This window comes from Nocardioides sp. LHD-245 (assembly GCF_030929495.1).
Lineage (GTDB): Bacteria > Actinomycetota > Actinomycetes > Propionibacteriales > Nocardioidaceae > Nocardioides.
In genome coordinates this window covers 259624-274920 of the sequence record NZ_JAVFWN010000003.1, presented here as the reverse complement: position 1 = coordinate 274920, position 15297 = coordinate 259624, and the positions used below count along the sequence as shown (strand labels likewise).

The 15297-nt window shown below is 72.0% G+C and carries 17 protein-coding genes; 6 read left to right on the top strand and 11 right to left on the bottom strand.

What is annotated here, in order from left to right:
* Positions 1-2 precede the first annotated feature (2 nt).
* From RB608_RS06355 to RB608_RS06345, 3 genes are read right to left on the bottom strand one after another with little or no spacing between them, the layout of a single operon-like run.
* A complete protein-coding gene (locus RB608_RS06355) occupies positions 3-425 on the bottom strand; it encodes a DUF3151 domain-containing protein (protein WP_308086972.1) in 423 nt (140 codons plus the stop codon).
* On the bottom strand, positions 422-964 hold the full coding sequence (locus RB608_RS06350) for a PDDEXK nuclease domain-containing protein (RefSeq protein ID WP_308086971.1): 543 nt from the start codon (positions 962-964) through the stop codon (positions 422-424). Before RB608_RS06350 ends, RB608_RS06355 begins: the two co-directional genes overlap by 4 nt.
* On the bottom strand, positions 965-1513 hold the full coding sequence (locus RB608_RS06345) for a DUF1016 N-terminal domain-containing protein (protein WP_308086970.1): 549 nt from the start codon (positions 1511-1513) through the stop codon (positions 965-967). It lies immediately after the preceding gene.
* An 81-nt stretch (positions 1514-1594) separates the two neighbouring features.
* Between RB608_RS06345 and RB608_RS06340 the strand changes: the two genes are divergently transcribed.
* A complete protein-coding gene (locus RB608_RS06340; protein ID WP_308086969.1) occupies positions 1595-3079 on the top strand; it encodes a DHA2 family efflux MFS transporter permease subunit in 1485 nt (494 codons plus the stop codon).
* A gap of 36 nt (positions 3080-3115) precedes the next feature.
* Here RB608_RS06340 and RB608_RS06335 read toward each other — a convergent pair whose 3' ends face one another.
* From RB608_RS06335 to fbaA, 4 genes are read right to left on the bottom strand one after another with little or no spacing between them, the layout of a single operon-like run.
* The gene (locus RB608_RS06335; RefSeq protein WP_308086968.1) at positions 3116-3454 is read right to left on the bottom strand and encodes a type II toxin-antitoxin system PemK/MazF family toxin; all 339 of its coding nucleotides are present in this window, start codon (positions 3452-3454) and stop codon (positions 3116-3118) included.
* Positions 3438-3635: a hypothetical protein gene (locus RB608_RS06330; protein WP_308086967.1), complete on the bottom strand. Its 198-nt coding sequence runs from the start codon at positions 3633-3635 to the stop codon at positions 3438-3440. Before RB608_RS06330 ends, RB608_RS06335 begins: the two co-directional genes overlap by 17 nt.
* A gap of 42 nt (positions 3636-3677) precedes the next feature.
* On the bottom strand, positions 3678-4973 hold the full coding sequence (gene ilvA, locus RB608_RS06325) for a threonine ammonia-lyase IlvA (protein WP_308086966.1): 1296 nt from the start codon (positions 4971-4973) through the stop codon (positions 3678-3680).
* Complete coding sequence (gene fbaA / locus RB608_RS06320; RefSeq protein WP_308086965.1) at positions 4970-6001, bottom strand: class II fructose-bisphosphate aldolase; 1032 nt, start codon at positions 5999-6001, stop codon at positions 4970-4972. Before fbaA ends, ilvA begins: the two co-directional genes overlap by 4 nt.
* A gap of 116 nt (positions 6002-6117) precedes the next feature.
* Between fbaA and RB608_RS06315 the strand changes: the two genes are divergently transcribed.
* Together RB608_RS06315 and RB608_RS06310 are read left to right on the top strand one after the other, a co-directional pair.
* Positions 6118-6972 carry a hypothetical protein gene (locus RB608_RS06315; RefSeq protein WP_308086964.1) on the top strand — a complete coding sequence of 285 codons (855 nt, stop codon included), beginning with the start codon at positions 6118-6120 and terminating at the stop codon, positions 6970-6972.
* A complete protein-coding gene (locus RB608_RS06310) occupies positions 6969-7466 on the top strand; it encodes a SigE family RNA polymerase sigma factor (protein WP_308086963.1) in 498 nt (165 codons plus the stop codon). The genes RB608_RS06315 and RB608_RS06310 overlap by 4 nt, the downstream gene beginning before the upstream one ends.
* 7 nt (positions 7467-7473) lie before the next feature.
* On the opposite strand, the gene RB608_RS06305 is transcribed toward RB608_RS06310, so the two are convergent.
* Positions 7474-8121, bottom strand: a complete 648-nt coding sequence (locus tag RB608_RS06305) for a TrmH family RNA methyltransferase (RefSeq protein ID WP_308087150.1) — start codon at positions 8119-8121, stop codon at positions 7474-7476.
* A gap of 85 nt (positions 8122-8206) precedes the next feature.
* Here RB608_RS06305 and RB608_RS06300 point away from each other — a divergent pair, with 85 nt between their 5' ends.
* Together RB608_RS06300 and RB608_RS06295 are read left to right on the top strand one after the other, a co-directional pair.
* The gene (locus tag RB608_RS06300) at positions 8207-8962 is read left to right on the top strand and encodes a VTT domain-containing protein (protein WP_308086962.1); all 756 of its coding nucleotides are present in this window, start codon (positions 8207-8209) and stop codon (positions 8960-8962) included.
* A 61-nt stretch (positions 8963-9023) separates the two neighbouring features.
* Complete coding sequence (locus tag RB608_RS06295) at positions 9024-9464, top strand: VOC family protein (protein WP_308086961.1); 441 nt, start codon at positions 9024-9026, stop codon at positions 9462-9464.
* 24 nt (positions 9465-9488) lie between these two features.
* Here RB608_RS06295 and pyrE read toward each other — a convergent pair whose 3' ends face one another.
* Positions 9489-10037, bottom strand: a complete 549-nt coding sequence (pyrE, locus tag RB608_RS06290) for an orotate phosphoribosyltransferase (protein ID WP_308086960.1) — start codon at positions 10035-10037, stop codon at positions 9489-9491.
* Between the two features lie 184 nt (positions 10038-10221).
* Here pyrE and RB608_RS06285 point away from each other — a divergent pair, with 184 nt between their 5' ends.
* Positions 10222-11397, top strand: a complete 1176-nt coding sequence (locus tag RB608_RS06285; protein ID WP_308086959.1) for a pyridoxal phosphate-dependent aminotransferase — start codon at positions 10222-10224, stop codon at positions 11395-11397.
* A gap of 43 nt (positions 11398-11440) precedes the next feature.
* On the opposite strand, the gene RB608_RS06280 is transcribed toward RB608_RS06285, so the two are convergent.
* Positions 11441-12520 (bottom strand): hypothetical protein, encoded by a 1080-nt coding sequence (locus tag RB608_RS06280; protein ID WP_308086958.1) that lies wholly within the window; start codon positions 12518-12520, stop codon positions 11441-11443.
* A 135-nt stretch (positions 12521-12655) separates the two neighbouring features.
* Positions 12656-15265 (bottom strand): ATP-dependent chaperone ClpB, encoded by a 2610-nt coding sequence (clpB, locus tag RB608_RS06275; protein WP_308086957.1) that lies wholly within the window; start codon positions 15263-15265, stop codon positions 12656-12658.
* Between the last annotated feature and the right edge of the window lie 32 nt (positions 15266-15297).

Here is a 15297-nt window from a genome sequence, read left to right as displayed (position 1 = left end):
GCTCAGCCGAGCAGCGCGTCGTACGCCGTCGGGCTGGAGTCGCGCAGGAACGTGGCGCAACGCTCCCACTCGTCGGTCTCGCCGATCGCGCGCGCGCTCAGCGCGAGCAGGGCGAGGGCGCGCAGGAAGCCGCGGTTGGGCTCGTGCTCCCACGGGACCGGACCGTGTCCCTTCCAGCCGTTGCGGCGGAGCATGTCGAGCGAACGGTGGTAGCCGACCCGGGCGTAGGCGTAGACGGTGACGTCGTCGACGCCACCGTCGCGGGCCTGCTCGGCGAGGGTGGCCCAGGCCAGCGGCGACGACGGGAGCCGGCGCACCACGTCGACCGGCTCCCGGCCCTCGGCGAGCAGAGCCTCGGCGGGGTCGACGGGCAGGTGCGTGGGAGGAGGGCCGGCCATCAGGTCGGCACCGGGTGTGATGCTCATGGCGTCCATTCTTGCGCAGGCCCTCTCGGCCGTCCCTGACCGTCCGAGAGCTCGTCCACCAGCACAGCCTCGAGCTCGCCCGCTCTTGGCAGTGCCGCCCGTGCATCATCGGGAAGTCCGAAGTAGTCCGCGACCGCCAACGGCGCGGCAGCGGAGGCCAGCGCGTAACGGACGGTCGGGCCGCTCTTCCCGGTGCAGAGCAGGATGCCGACCGTCGGGGCGTGGATCCGCGACCGCCGGTACTGGTCGTCGACGATGGCGACGTACGTCCCGAGTTGGCCGACGTGCGCGGGCTCGAGCTTGCCCACTTTGAGCTCGACCACCACGTAGCGCAATTGCTCGGTGGAGAAGAACAGCAGGTCCACGTAGAACTCGTCGACCTCATCGCTGCGGTCGTCAGGCACGGTGAGACGGACCTGCCTGCCGACGAAGGCCATGCCGCGGCCGAACTCCAGCATGGTGTCCTGGAGGCGGTCCATGAGTGCCTGCTCGACGTTGCGCTCGTCGGTCTTCTCGACCAGTGCCAGGTGCTCGAACACCTAGGGGTCCTTGACCAGTTGCTGAGCCAGGTCCGAGTCCGGCGCGTCGAGCACCGCCGGAAAGTTCGACGGCGCAGACCCCACGGCGCCTCGGAGACCGACCTTGATCTGGTGCTCCAGGACTCCGCGCGACCAACCCTCCTCGGCTGCTCGGGCGGCGTACCAGTCGCGGTCCTCGCGGCTATCGAGCCGGCTCAAGAGGACCGTGACGTGGCCCCAGGGCAATCGTGCAACGGCTTGTTGCACGAACTCGACCTCGGTCGGCCAGACCTCTGCGGCCTTCCGCATGTACAGAAGGTTCCGCCGCGACCAACCACGCTGGTCGGGGAACTCACGCTGGAGGTCCGCCGCCAGTCGGGTGACGACCTTGCTCCCCCACCCGTTCGTCTGCTGGCGACGGAGGATGTCGCGGCCGATCGACCAGTAGAGCCGGAGCACCTCGGCGTTGGCGGCGCGCGCCGCGCGCACCTGGGTCCCCCGCACCCTGGCCTTGAGGTCGGCCAGCAGATCCGCATAGCCGTCGATCTCGACGTCACTGTCCCGAGTCATGGTCGGCACGCTAGGACCAGCCCTCGACACATGCTGACCGGCGGGCAAGACCTGTCGGCGTTCGGGTGTTGACTGGTGTTCGTGACCAGCAACGCTCCCGGACCCGTCGCCTCGTCAGCTCCCGGACAGGCGACGACCAACCCCTGGCCCGCGCTGTGGGCCCTGGTCCTCGGGTTCTTCATGATCCTGGTCGACCTCACGATCGTCACCGTGGCGACGCCGACCCTGATCGAGGACCTCGACGCGTCGGTCAACGACGTCGTGTGGGTCTCCAGCGCCTACATGCTGGCCTACGCCGTCCCGGTGCTCATCACCGGACGACTCGGCGACCGCTACGGCGCGAAGTACCTCTACCTCATCGGTCTCACGGTCTTCACCCTCGCCTCGCTGGCCTGCGGTCTGACGACGACCGTCGAGGCACTCATCGTGGCGCGGGTCGTGCAGGGCCTCGGCGCCTCGCTGATGACACCCCAGACGATGGCGATCATCACCCGCATCTTCCCGCCGGCGCAGCGCGGCAGCGCGATGGCGGTCTGGGGCGCCACCGCCGGTGTGGCGATGGTCGTCGGCCCCCTGCTCGGCGGCGTGCTGACCGACGGCCTGGGCTGGGAGTGGATCTTCTTCGTCAACCTGCCGGTCGGTCTCCTCGCCTTCGTGATGGCGTGGCGGCTGGTGCCGGCCCTGCCCACCCATGCGCACCGGTTCGACTGGATCGGGGTGGCCCTGTCCGGCGGGGCGATGTTCCTGCTCTGCTTCGGCATCCAGGAGGGCCATCAGAAGGACTGGGCGAGCTGGATCATCGCGATGATCGCCGGCGGCAGCGTCGTCCTGGTCGCCTTCATCGTGTGGCAGCGGCTCAACCGCGCCGAGCCACTGGTGCCGCTCGACCTGTTCCGCGACCGCAACTTCTCGGTGTCCACGATCGCCATCACCTGCATGGGCGCCATCGCCGCGTCCTTCGGCTTCCCCCTCATGCTCTACGCCCAGGCCGTGCGCGGCTACTCGCCGACCCAGGCGGCGCTGCTGATGCTCCCGATGGCGGTGATGTCGATCCTGCTCGCGCGGCTGGTCGGCCGCCTCTCGGACCGCCAGCACCCGCGCCGGGTGCTGGGCTTCGGCTTCGCGGCCAGCCTGGTCGGCTTCCTCGCGCTCATCTGGCGTCTCGAGCCCGGGGTCCCCGTGTGGGAGCTCGCCGTCCCGATGGCCCTGATCGGCGTCGGGAACGCCTTCATCTGGGCCCCGACCGCGACCACCGCCAACCGCAACCTGCCGATGCACCAGGCCGGAGCCGGAGCCGGCGTCTACAACGCCACCCGTCAGGTCGGCTCGGTGCTCGGCGCCGCCGCGATCGCCGTGATCATGGACAGCCGGCTGGCGCACTACCTGCCCGGCTCCGCCGCCCACGGCGAGGCCGGCGCGGCCCGGATCCCCGATCCGCAGGTGGCCGAGCTGTTCAGCCGGGCGATGCAGCAGTCCCTGTGGCTGCCCGCCCTGGTCTATGTCGTCGGCCTAGTCGCGGTGATGTTCTACGAGAAGCCCCGGCACGAGGGCTTCGCGACGCACTGAACCCGGGGAAAGCAAGGGCTCACCCGACGGACGCTCTCAGGCGTCGTTGATGGTCGCCACGACGTCCCGGATCTGCCGAAGCACGACCGGACCGACATTGCCGACGCGCGCCCCCACGCGCGACGTAGCGACGGAGCGGAGGTGCTGGCACTGCGCGGCGGACACCGCGATGAGCCCGTTGTGCTCATCAGGCTCGACGGCGACCTCGGAGCCACTATCACGGATCGCACGGGTGAGGGGGACCACCTGGATGACGTTCGGCCCACCCCGGAGGATGCGCTCGGCGGTGATCACGACGGCGGGCCTGCGCAGACCCGCCTCGGCTCCCGCGGGAGTGCCGAGATCCAGCTCGACGACGTCACCCGGCGTCAGCATCGAGCCAGGCGATCTCGTCGTCGCGCAGTGGCGCGGCGAGGTCGGCTCCGATCACCTCTTGTTCGAGCAACCGCACGGCACGGGAGACGGAGTCGATCACGGTCTCGCCGCGCCGAGCGGCCAGGTCGTTGAGCGCGTCGCGGGTGGCGCGGCTGACCCGGATCGTCGTCGTGTCGCTCATCCCCCCAGCGTAGCTCCTGTAGACGATCGGGTCTACAACGCCTCAGGAGAGCACGAACCCGAACAGCGGGCTGTCCGGTGGGACCTTCTCGACCCGCAGCCGCGACTCCTCCATCCGGGCCAGCAGCCCGGCGAGGTCGTCGGGCGACTGCATCTCGATGCCGACCAGCGCGGGGCCGGTCTCCCGGCTGTTGCGCTTGGTGTACTCGAAGAGGGTGATGTCGTCGTCGGGACCGAGCACGTCGTCGAGGAACCGGCGCAGCGCGCCCGGCTCCTGGGGGAACTCGACGAGGAAGTAGTGCTTGAGCCCCTCGTGGACCAACGCCCGCTCGACGATGTCGGCGTAGCGCGAGACGTCGTTGTTGCCGCCGGAGACCACCACGACGACCCTGGAGCCGGGGGCGAGGCCCGCCAGGACCGGGTCGGCGGCCGGCAGGCGCAGGGCCGCGGGGGCCAGGGCACCGGCGGGCTCGGCGATGATGCCGTCGACCTGGTAGAGGTCGAGCATCTCCACGCAGATCAGCCCCTCGGGCACGGCCGCGATCGACAGGTCGACCAGAGCGCCCGCCCCGGCGACGGCCCGGTAGGTCAGGTCGCCGACCCGGCGCACCGCGGCGCCGTCGACGAACGGGTCGACGGTGTCGAGCTCGACCGGACCGCCGGCGTCGAGTGCCGCGGCCAGCGAGGCGGCGCCCGCCGGCTCGGCGGCGACGACGCGTACGCCGGGGAGCCGCTCCCCGAGCACGGTGAGGCAGCCGGCGATCAGCCCGGCACCGCCCACGGGGAGCACCAGCGCGTCGGGCTGCCAGCCGAGCTCGGCCGACTGGGCCAGGATCTCGGCGGCCACGGTGCCCTGGCCGGCGACGATCCCGGCGTGGTCGAAGGCCGGGACCACCGTGGCCCCGGAGGCCGCTGCGAAGTCGGCGGCCGCGACCGCCGCGTCGTCGTACGCCTCGCCGGCGATGACGACCTCCACCTGGTCGCCGCCGAGGGCGGCGACCCGGTCCCGCTTCTGACGCGGGGTCGTGCGCGGCAGGAAGATCGTCGCGTGCACGCCTGCCCGGGCGCAGGCGAAGGCGACGCCCTGGGCGTGGTTGCCGGCGCTCGCGCAGGTCACGCCGCGCGAGCGCTCCTCCTCGGTGAGACCCGCGAGCACGGTGTAGGCGCCACGCGCCTTGTACGAGCGGACCGGGGTCAGGTCCTCGCGCTTGAGCCAGACGTCGAACCCGGTGAGGGCCGAGAGCCGGTCGGCGCGCTGCAACGGGGTCGGCGGGATCACCGCGCCCAGCAGGGCGGCCGCCCGGTCGACGTCAGCGGCGGTGGGAAGCGTCTGCGTCACCCGACGGTCTTGCCGGCCGAGCGCAGGTTCTCGGCGGCCTCGACGACGCGGGCGGCCATGCCGGCCTCGGCGGCCTTGCCCCAGGCGCGCGGGTCGTAGGCCTTCTTGTCGCCGACCTCGCCGTCGACCTTCAGCACGCCGTCGTAGTTGCGCAGCATGTGGTCGGCGGCGGGACGGGTGAAGGCGTACTGCGTGTCGGTGTCGACGTTCATCTTCACCACGCCGTAGTCGACCGCGGCGGCGATCTCCTCCGCGCTGGACCCGGAGCCGCCGTGGAAGACGAGGTCGAACGGCTTCGCGTCCGCCGCGAGACCGAGCTCGGCGACGACGGCGGCCTGCGCGTCGCGCAGGATCTCGGGGCGGAGCTTGACGTTGCCCGGCTTGTAGACGCCGTGGACGTTGCCGAAGGTGAGAGCCGTCAGGTAGCGGCCCTTCTCCCCCACCCCGAGCGCGCGCACGGTGGCCAGCGCGTCCTCGGCCGTCGTGTAGAGCTTCTCGTCGATCGCCCCGACGATGCCGTCCTCCTCGCCGCCGACGACACCGACCTCGATCTCGAGGATGATCCGCGCCGCAGCCGCCTTGGCAAGCAGCTCCTCGGCGATCTGCAGGTTCTCGTCGAGCGGTACGGCGGAGCCGTCCCACATGTGCGACTGGAACAGCGGCGCCTCGCCCCGACCCACGCGCTCGGCGGAGATCGCGAGCAGCGGGCGGACGAAGCCGTCGAGCTTGTCCTTCGGGCAGTGGTCGGTGTGCAGGGCGATGTTGACCGGGTAGTTCTTCGCGACCTCGGCGGCGTACGCGGCGAAGGCGGCGGACCCGGTGACCATGTCCTTCACGGACGGACCGGAGAGATACTCCGCCCCGCCGGTCGACACCTGCACGATGCCGTCGGAGCCAGCGTCGGCGAAGCCCTTGAGCGCCGCGTTGAGCGTCTGCGAGGACGTCACGTTGATGGCCGGGAAGGCGAACGCGCCGGCCTTCGCGGCGTCGAGCATCTCGGCGTACTTCTCAGGGGTGGCGATAGGCATGCTGGCTGGCTCCTGCGCGGGGTCCGGTTACGTCCGTCTCAACCTACCGTGACAACCGATCGGGATCGGCGTGCGTATCCGTGGTTGAGTGAATCGTTCCGACCCCCGGAGGACCCGTGCAGGACATCAGCGACCGGCTTCAGACGGCCCTCGGTGAGCCGCGTACCCCGCCCGCGACCTTCGAGATCGGCACGACGATCGGCGCCGGCCGCCGCGCCGTACGCCGCCGCCGGCTGGCCCGGGGCGGAGCGGCCCTGACCCTCGCGCTCGTCGCGGGCGGCACCCTGTGGGCCGCGACCGGCCCGTCGGGCGAGCACCGCGAGGACCGGACGCTCCAGGTCGCGGCGGCCGAGGGGATCCGCACCGACGACCTCCACGCGACCGGCGACCTATCCGCCGACTTCCCCGTCGGGTACGACGCCCAGACGGGTGACACGCTCGTGCAGCGCGGCTGGACCGTGGTCGACCGCGTCAACGAGCCGATCACCGGCAGTGAGCTCGACGACGACTCCCGCATCGTCGCGTCGATCGCACTCGCCGTCCGCAACGGTGACCAGGTCGTCTGGACCATGCTCTACAAGGCCGGGGCCGAGGACGACGGCAGCAGCGCCTCCCAGAGCGGCAGCGGGGTCGCCGATCCCGAGGCGAGCGGCGTCTTCCCCGACCTGGACAGCTGGGTCGCCTACCAGGCGGACCTGCTCTTCACCGGATCCACCGACCAGCTCGTCGCCTTCGGCGACGACGGCCGGCTCGAGGCCCGGTACGGCGTGCGGCTGATGCGCCAGGGCGACCCGCTGCCCTTCCTCTCCGGTGGCGTGCCGGTCCGGCTGCGGGTCGGCTCCGAGCAGGTGTGGGGTGTGGCCCACCAGGTCGACGACCTGACCCTGCTGACCGTCGAGACCGACTACCCGCCGACCGCGGGGCGCGGCACGATGACCGGCTTCGTCGACTTCCTCCGGACCGGCCGGTGAGGCGCACCCAGCGCGAGGCGGCGTACGTCGAGTTCGCCACCGTCCGTCGCGACCAGCTGCGCCGGATCGCCTACGGCATGTGCGGCGACTGGCACCGCGCCGACGATCTCGTGCAGACCGCGCTGGTCCGGCTCTACGTCGCCTGGCCACGGGTCTCCCGCAACGGGACCGAGGACGCCTACGTCCGCAAGATCCTGCTCAACGCCGCCATCGACGAGTCCCGGCGCGCCGTACGACGCGAGGTCCCGACCGACACCCTGCCCGAGCTCGCCGCCTCTCCCGGACTCGGTGTCGAGGACCGCGACTCGCTCGTCGCGGCGCTCCAGGAGCTGCCCGCCCAGCAGCGGGCCGTCGTACTGCTGCGCCACTGGCTCGGGCTCCCGGTCGCCGAGGTCGCCGCCGAGCTCGGCATCTCCGAGGGCACGGTCAAGAGCCACACCTCACGCGGCCTGGCCGCGCTGCGGGGCCGGCTGGCGGAGGTCGAGACCGGCTGACCCGGCCTCAGCCCCGCCAGGCCCCGTCGCCGCCGAGGTCGGCGTGCTGGCGCACCCAGGAGTGCATGGCGATGGCCGCGGCGGCGGAGGCGTTGATCGACCGGGTCGAGCCGAACTGGGCGATGGAGAAGGTCCCGTCGCACGCCTCCCGCGCGCCCTCCGAGAGCCCGGGGCCCTCCTGGCCGAACAGGAAGCAGACCCGCTCCGGCAGCACCATCGTCTCGAGGTGGTCGGAGCCGGGCAGGTTGTCGATGCCGAGCAGCGGGACGTCGGACTCGGCCAGGTAGGCGTGGAGGTCGGCGACGCCGGGGTGGTGCCGGACGTGCTGGTAGCGGTCGGTGACCATCGCGCCGCGGCGGTTCCAACGACGATTGCCGACGATGTGCACCTCGGCGGCGAGGAAGGCGTTGGCGGAGCGCACGATGGTGCCGATGTTGAAGTCGTGCTGCCAGTTCTCGATCGCGACGTGGAAGCCGTGCCGGCGCTGATCGAGGTCGGCGACGATCGCCTCGACCGTCCAGTAGCGGTAGCGGTCGACGACATTGCGCCGGTCCCCGTCACGCAGCAGCGCCTCGTCGTAGACCTCGCTGCCGGCCCCCTCGGGCCACGGTCCGGGCCACGGACCGACCCCGACCTCGGGCTGCCCGTGGGGCATCGGGTCGTACGGCGCCCGCTCCTCCTCGACCACGAACCCGACCCTATCGACCAACCCGTTGGGCGGTGACGGGTAGCGTGGCGCCGTGAACTCGCTGGTCGCGACCCCGCTCGTCGTGCCGATGCTGCTCGGCATCAAGTGGCTCGATCCCGAGTGGCTGCAGCATGAGTACGGCACCATGTTCATCTGGATAGCGATCGGCATCGTCTTCGTCGAGTGCGGTCTCTTCTTCCCGTTCCTGCCCGGCGACACGCTGCTGTTCGCCCTCGGGCTGTTCATCGCGGGCAGCAACAAGACCGGCTACTCCGTCGTCGGGATCTCGAACGAGCCGGTCGAGCTGGTCATCGCGATGGCGCTGCTCATCATCGCGGCCTTCGCCGGCAATGTCGCGGGCTACGAGATCGGCCGCAAGCTCGGCCCGCCGCTCTACGAGCGCGAGGGCCGGATCCTGAAGAAGAAGTACTTCGACAACACCAGCGCCTTCTTCGACAAGCACGGCAACAAGGCCCTCGTGATCGGCCGGTTCGTGCCGTTCGTGCGCACCTACATCACCGTCGTCGCGGGCGTCACCATGATGGAGCGCCGCCGGTTCTTCACCTGGAGCGCGATCGGCGCCGTCCTGTGGGTCGTCTCCATCACGCTGCTGGGCTACTTCCTCGGTGCCGCGATCCCGGCGCTGGGCGAGAACATCGACTACGTCACGCTCGCGATCCTCGCCTTCTCCGCGGTCCCGCTGGGGTGGGAGTGGTGGCGCCACAAGCGCCCCGCCGCCAAGCGCCGCAAGGAGCTCGCGAGCTCCACCGAGGGTGCCGTGGAGGGTTCTGTCGCCGAGGAGCGATGAGTTCATCTCGAGGTGGCAGTCTTCCCGGCATCGAGTCCACCACCAGACACCGGGAGCAGCGATGAGCATCAACCTCAACCCCTACATCAACTGGCGCGGCCAGGCCCGCGAGGCGATGGAGTTCTACCAGTCCGTCCTCGGCGGCGAGCTCACCGTGATGACCTTCGCCGACATGGGCGGCACCGCGCAGGAGGTCGCCGAGAGGGACGGCGAGGTCGACTGGGTCATGCACGCGGCCCTGTCGGTGTCCGACTCGGTGCTCCTCATGGGCGCCGACCACCCGACGCACGTCCCGGGCGAGCCGCAGACCCAGCAGGTCAGCATCAGCGGCCCCGCCGAGGACGGAGACACCCTCCGCGCCTGGTGGCAGGGCCTGTCCGACGGCGCCACCGTCCACCAGCCGCTCGAGCAGGCGCCGTGGGGCGACAGCTTCGGCATGCTGCAGGACAAGTACGGCGTCGACTGGCTGGTCAACATCGCCGGCGCGCCCAGCGAGGGCTGAGCCCCTCCGGCAGGGTCGGGCGGATCAGGCCTGGCCGGCGGCGGGCCGGGCCCGGTCCAGCTCCGCCTTGGTCAGCACCGCGCGTACCTCGAGGTCGACGTCGGCGAGCGGGTTCTCCCCGGCCGGGCTGCGGTCGATCGCGCAGACCACGGTCTCGACCACGGCACCGCCCGCGCGCAGCGCGCTCGTCGCGTCGCGGACCGCGCCGCCGGTGGTGATCACGTCCTCGATCAGCACCACCTTGCGACCGTCGTACGACGGCCCCTCGGCCAGCTTGGCGGTGCCGTACTCCTTGGCCCTCTTGCGGACGAACACCACCGGCAGGCCGACGAGCTGGCTCACCGCGGTGGCGATCGGGATGCCGCCCATCTCCAGGCCGCCGAGCACCTCGGCGTCGCCCGGCAGCAGCTGCGCGACCTCGCGCGCGACCCGGGCGAGCAGCAGCGGGTCGGCCTCGAAGAGGTACTTGTCGAAGTACTCGTTGCTCACCTGGCCGGACCGGAGCACGAACTCACCCGTGAGGCGGCAGGTGGCGTCGATGTCGGCGGCGAGGTCGGTGTCGGTGGTCGTCACGGTCCCGAGGCTATGCCCTGGCGGGACCGGTGGAGGACGCGGGCAGACGGAAGGCCCCGCAGCCATGCTCGGCGCCCTCCCGGTCTCGGGTCATCATGGAAGGAGCACCGACGATCTCCGTGCCGGGACACGACGAGGTCGAGCTCGACCTCCGGGAGATCTTCTCGCAGTAGGGTCGGGTCTCGTGCACCACCCTGCCGCCCAGCGCATCACCGGGATGGGCGCGACCATCTTCGCCGAGATGTCCGCCCTCGCCGCCCGGACCGGCGCCGTCAACCTCGGCCAGGGCTTCCCCGACACCGACGGTCCGCCCGAGCTGATCGACGCGGCCGTCGCCGCGCTGCGCGAAGGGGCGAACCAGTACGCCCCCGGCATCGGTGTCCCGGCGCTGCGCGGGGCGATCGCCCGGCACCAGCGGCGGCACTACGGCATCGAGCTCGACCCCGACCGGGAGGTCGTGGTCACGACCGGCTGCACCGAGGCGATCGCCGGGGCCCTGCTCGGACTCGTCGACCCGGGCGACGAGGTCGTCGTGCTCGAGCCGTACTACGACTCCTACCCGGCGATGATCGAGTTCGCCGGCGGCGTACGACGCCCGGTGACCCTGCGCGCGCCGGACTTCCGCCTCGACCCGGCCGAGCTCGAGGCGGCGGTGTCCGCGCGGACCAGGCTGATCCTGCTCAACACCCCGCACAACCCGACCGGGCGGGTGCTCGACGCCGGTGAGCTGGCCGCCGTGGCCCGGGTGGCGATCGAGCACGACCTGATCGTGGTGACCGACGAGGTCTACGAGCACCTCACCTTCGACGACCACCGGCACGTGCCGATCTCCACGCTGCCCGGCATGGCGGAGCGGACGCTGACCCTGTCCAGCGCCGGGAAGTCCTGGTCGGTCACCGGCTGGAAGATCGGCTGGGCGACCGGGCCGGCGGAGCTCGTCGCGGCCGTGACAGCCGCCAAGCAGTGGCTCACCTTCACCTCCGGCGCTCCCCTGCAGCCCGCCGTGGCCGCGGCTCTCGACGCCGGCGACGCCTTCCCGACGGCTCTGGCCCACGACCTCCAGGAGCGGCGCGACCAGCTCGTCACCGGGCTGCGCGCCGCCGGCCTGAGCACCCATGTCCCGGAAGGCACCTACTTCGCCACCACCGACGTGGGCGAGCTGGGCTGGGCCAGCGGCGGCGACTTCTGCCGCGCCCTGCCCGAGCGGGCCGGCGTCGTGGCGATTCCCTCGGAGGTGTTCTACGACGCCCCGGACGCGCCGGGCAGCGGACGCCACCTGGTCCGCTGGGCGTTCTGCAAGCGCCCCGAGGTCGTCGCCGATGCGGTACGCCGCCTCGCGGCGGCCGACCTGACCCGCTGACCCGGGCGTCGGCCCGGGGCGCTGACCGCCCGTGGGCCCGGGCTCAGCGTCCGGCGTACCAGCGCCCGACCTCGGGCCGCACCAGCAGCCAGACCGTGCCGGCCATGGCGGCGACCAGCATGACCAGCGGCCAGGCGCTGAGGGCCAGCGCGAGCGAGAGCAGGGTAGCGGTGGCGGCCGAGACGGCGAGGGCGATCCGCGCCCAGTTCTGGCCGACGAGGGCCAGCCCGGCGAGCGCGGCCGCCGCGAGGGTCCATACGACCAGCCCGGCGATGAGGACGTAGAGGATCGCGACCAGGTCCTGCTCGCCGAGCTGGGACTCCTCAAGCATCTGCGGCTGCTGACGCTGCATCTCGGCGTACAGCTCCTCGCTCTGCGAGGGCAGGACCGCCGCGAGGACCGCCAGCACGACCACCACGAGGCCCGCAGTCAGCCAGGTGAGCGAGCAGGCCGCGACCAGCGCCCGGGGACGCACGCCGCGACGGACGGCGCGGTGGCCGCCCGGTGGCAGCGGCGCCGGGGCCGCCAGGACCGGGGCGCCGGGCTGCGGCGCGGTGGGGGCCGGCGGCGCGGGCCACCCGGACGCCGCCGGGGTGGTGGGCGGGTCGGCCGGCGGCGCGGCCGGCTGCTGCGGCGTGCTCGGCGGGCGCACCCCCGCGAGCCGGGCGGCGCGGCGCTCCTCGTAGCGCTGGATCCACGGGCGGCCGGCGTACCAGTCGCGGGTGGGCTGCAGCCAGAGCAGCGCGATGCCGGCCAGCACCATGGGCGCGAGGAAGCCGGCCGTGGCGAGGCCGCCGACGAACAGCAGCGGCGAGAGCGCGGTCAGCGCGATCCGCGCGCTCGCCGAGCGCTTGAACACCTGGATGCCGAGGATCGTGGAGGCCGTCGCGGCGCCCGCGCCGATCAGGCACAGGACCCGGATCAGCGTCGCCAGCGCGTCGACGCTGAGGCCGAGGTCGCCGGTCATCGGCTCGGTCAGGATCCGCTGGAGCTCCTCCTGCACCTCCAGGGTGTGGAGGGTGGAGACCCGCTGCCAGGCGGCGAGGACGACGAACACCGAGCCCCCGATGATGAGGGCGCCGGCCAGCGTCGCCTGTCCCGGACGGGGCTGCTCGTCGCTCATGGGTCCATTCCATCAGACCGCCCCACACGGCGTACCTCTCGGCCGGTTCTTGCGCTTGTCGACCGTCGCAAAGGCCGAGAAGCGCGGGAATCGCCGCTTCAGCGGCGATTCCCGCGCCTCCGTGGCCACCCGCCGTCAGCCGCCGGTGGTGAGCACCAGCCCGTCCTCGCCCCGGTCGACACTGACGGACCCGCCGTCGGTGACCTCGCCGCCGATCAGCAACCGCGCGAGCGCATCGCCGATGGCGGTCTGGACGAGCCGGCGCAGCGGACGGGCGCCGTACGCCGGGTCGTAGCCGACGTCGGCCAGCCAGCGCCGCGCCTCGGGGGTGACGCTCAGCGTGATCCGTCGCGCGGCGAGCCGCGCCTCGAGGAGCCGCAGCTGCAGCTCGACGATCCGCGCGAGGTCGTCGCGCGAGAGCGCGTCGAAGGTGACGATCTCGTCGAGGCGGTTGAGGAACTCCGGCTTGAATGCCTGCCGCACCACACCCATCACGGCCTGCTTCTGCGCGACCGGGTCCATGTCCGGGTCGACGAGGAACTGCGAGCCCAGGTTGGAGGTGAGGATCAGGATCGTGTTGCGGAAGTCGACCGTGCGGCCCTGGCCGTCGGTGAGGCGTCCGTCGTCGAGCACCTGCAGCAGCACGTCGAACACCTCGGGGTGCGCCTTCTCGACCTCGTCGAGCAGCACGACGGAGTACGGGCGCCGTCGCACCGCCTCGGTGAGCTGGCCGCCCTGGTCGTAGCCGACGTAGCCCGGAGGGGCACCGACGAGCCGGGCCACCGAGTGCTTCTCGGCGTACTCGCTCATGTCGATGCGCACGATCGCGCGGTCGTCGTCGAAGAGGAAGTCCGCCAGTGACTTGGCGAGCTCGGTCTTGCCGACGCCGGTGGGACCGAGGAAGAGGAAGGACCCGGTGGGCCGGTTGGGGTCGGAGATCCCGGCCCGAGCCCGGCGTACGGCGTCGCTGACCGCGCGCACCGCATCGGCCTGCCCGATCAGCCGCGCGCCGATGGCGAGCTCCATGTCGAGCAGCTTGGCGGTCTCGCCCTGCAGCAGCCGGCCGGTGGGGATGCCGGTCCAGGCCTCGACGACCTCCGCGATCTGGGTCGCGCCGACCTCCTCGCCCACCAGCTTCTCGCCCGGGAGGACGGCGTCCTCGGCGGCCTCGACCGCCTTGATCTGCTGCTCCAGCGCGGGGATCTGGCCGTAGAGGATCGCGCTGGCGCCGCCGAGGTCACCCTCGCGCTGCAGCCGCTCGGCATCGCTCCGGAGCTGGTCGAGCTGCCGGCGCAGCGCGCCCTCGCCCTCGAGCTCCGACTTCTCCCGCTCCCAGCGGATCTCCAGGCCGCGCAGCTCCTCCTCCTTGTCGGCGAGGTCGGCACGCAGCACCTCCAGCCGGTCGCGGGAGGCGTCGTCCCCCGCCGATGACACGTCCTTGGCGAGCGCGAACTCCTCCATCTTCAGCCGGTCGACCTGACGACGGAGCTGGTCGATCTCCTCCGGGGAGGACTCGATCTCCATCCGCAGGCGGGACGCCGCCTCGTCGACGAGGTCGATCGCCTTGTCGGGGAGCTGACGACCGGTGATGTAGCGGTCGGACAGCGTCGCGGCCGCCACCAGGGCGGCGTCGGTGATCCGCACCCCGTGGTGCGCCTCGTACTTCTCCTGGATGCCGCGCAGGATCTGGATGGTGTCCTCGACGGACGGCTCCCCGACGAAGACCTGCTGGAACCGGCGCTCCAGGGCGGGGTCCTTCTCGATCGACTCGCGGTACTCGTCGAGGGTGGTGGCACCGATCATGTGCAGCTCACCGCGCGCGAGCATCGGCTTGAGCATGTTGCCCGCGTCCATCTGCGAGTCGCCGCCGGCACCCGCGCCGACGACGGTGTGCAGCTCGTCGATGAACGTGATGACCCGGCCCTCGGACTGCTTGATCTCGTCGAGGACGGCCTTGAGCCGCTCCTCGAACTCGCCGCGGTACTTCGCTCCCGCGACCATGCCCATCAGGTCGAGCGAGAGGACCCGCCTGCCCTTGAGCGAGTCGGGGACGTCGCCGGCGACCACGCGCTGGGCCAGACCCTCCACGACGGCGGTCTTGCCGACGCCGGGCTCGCCGATGAGGACCGGGTTGTTCTTGGTCCGGCGCGACAGCACCTGGATGACCCGGCGGATCTCCTGGTCCCGCCCGATCACCGGGTCGAGCTTGCCCTCCTCGGCCGCGGTGGTGAGGTCGACGGAGTACTTCTCCAGCGCCTCGTACGTCGCCTCCGCGTCCTGCGAGGTGACCCGGCGGTTGCCGCGGACCGCCGCGAGCGACTCGCGCAGGACGTCGGTCGACAGGCCCGCGTCGGCCAGCACCTTCTGGGCGGTCGACTCGACGGTCGCGAGGCCGATGAGCAGGTGCTCGGTGGCGACGTACTCGTCGGTCATGGACCGGGCGAGGTCGAGCGCGGAGGCGAGGACCCGGGTCAGCGCGGCCGACCCGGCCGGCTGCTGGACCGTGGCGCCGCTGGCACGGGGAAGGCTGTCACGGGCGGTCGACGAGGCATGGACCAGCGAGGAGACGTCGACGCCCGCCTTGGCGACGAGGTGGGCGGCGGTCCCGTCCTCCTGCAGCAGCAGGGCGACGAGCAGGTGGATCGGCTCGACGCTGGTGTTGCCCGCCGTGGTCGCGGCGAGCTGGGCGGCCTCGATCGCCTCGCGGCTGCGCGTGGTGAACTTGTCGGCCCCGAATTGGCTCATGTGCAGAGTCTCTCCTGTGTCGTGGGGGAGGT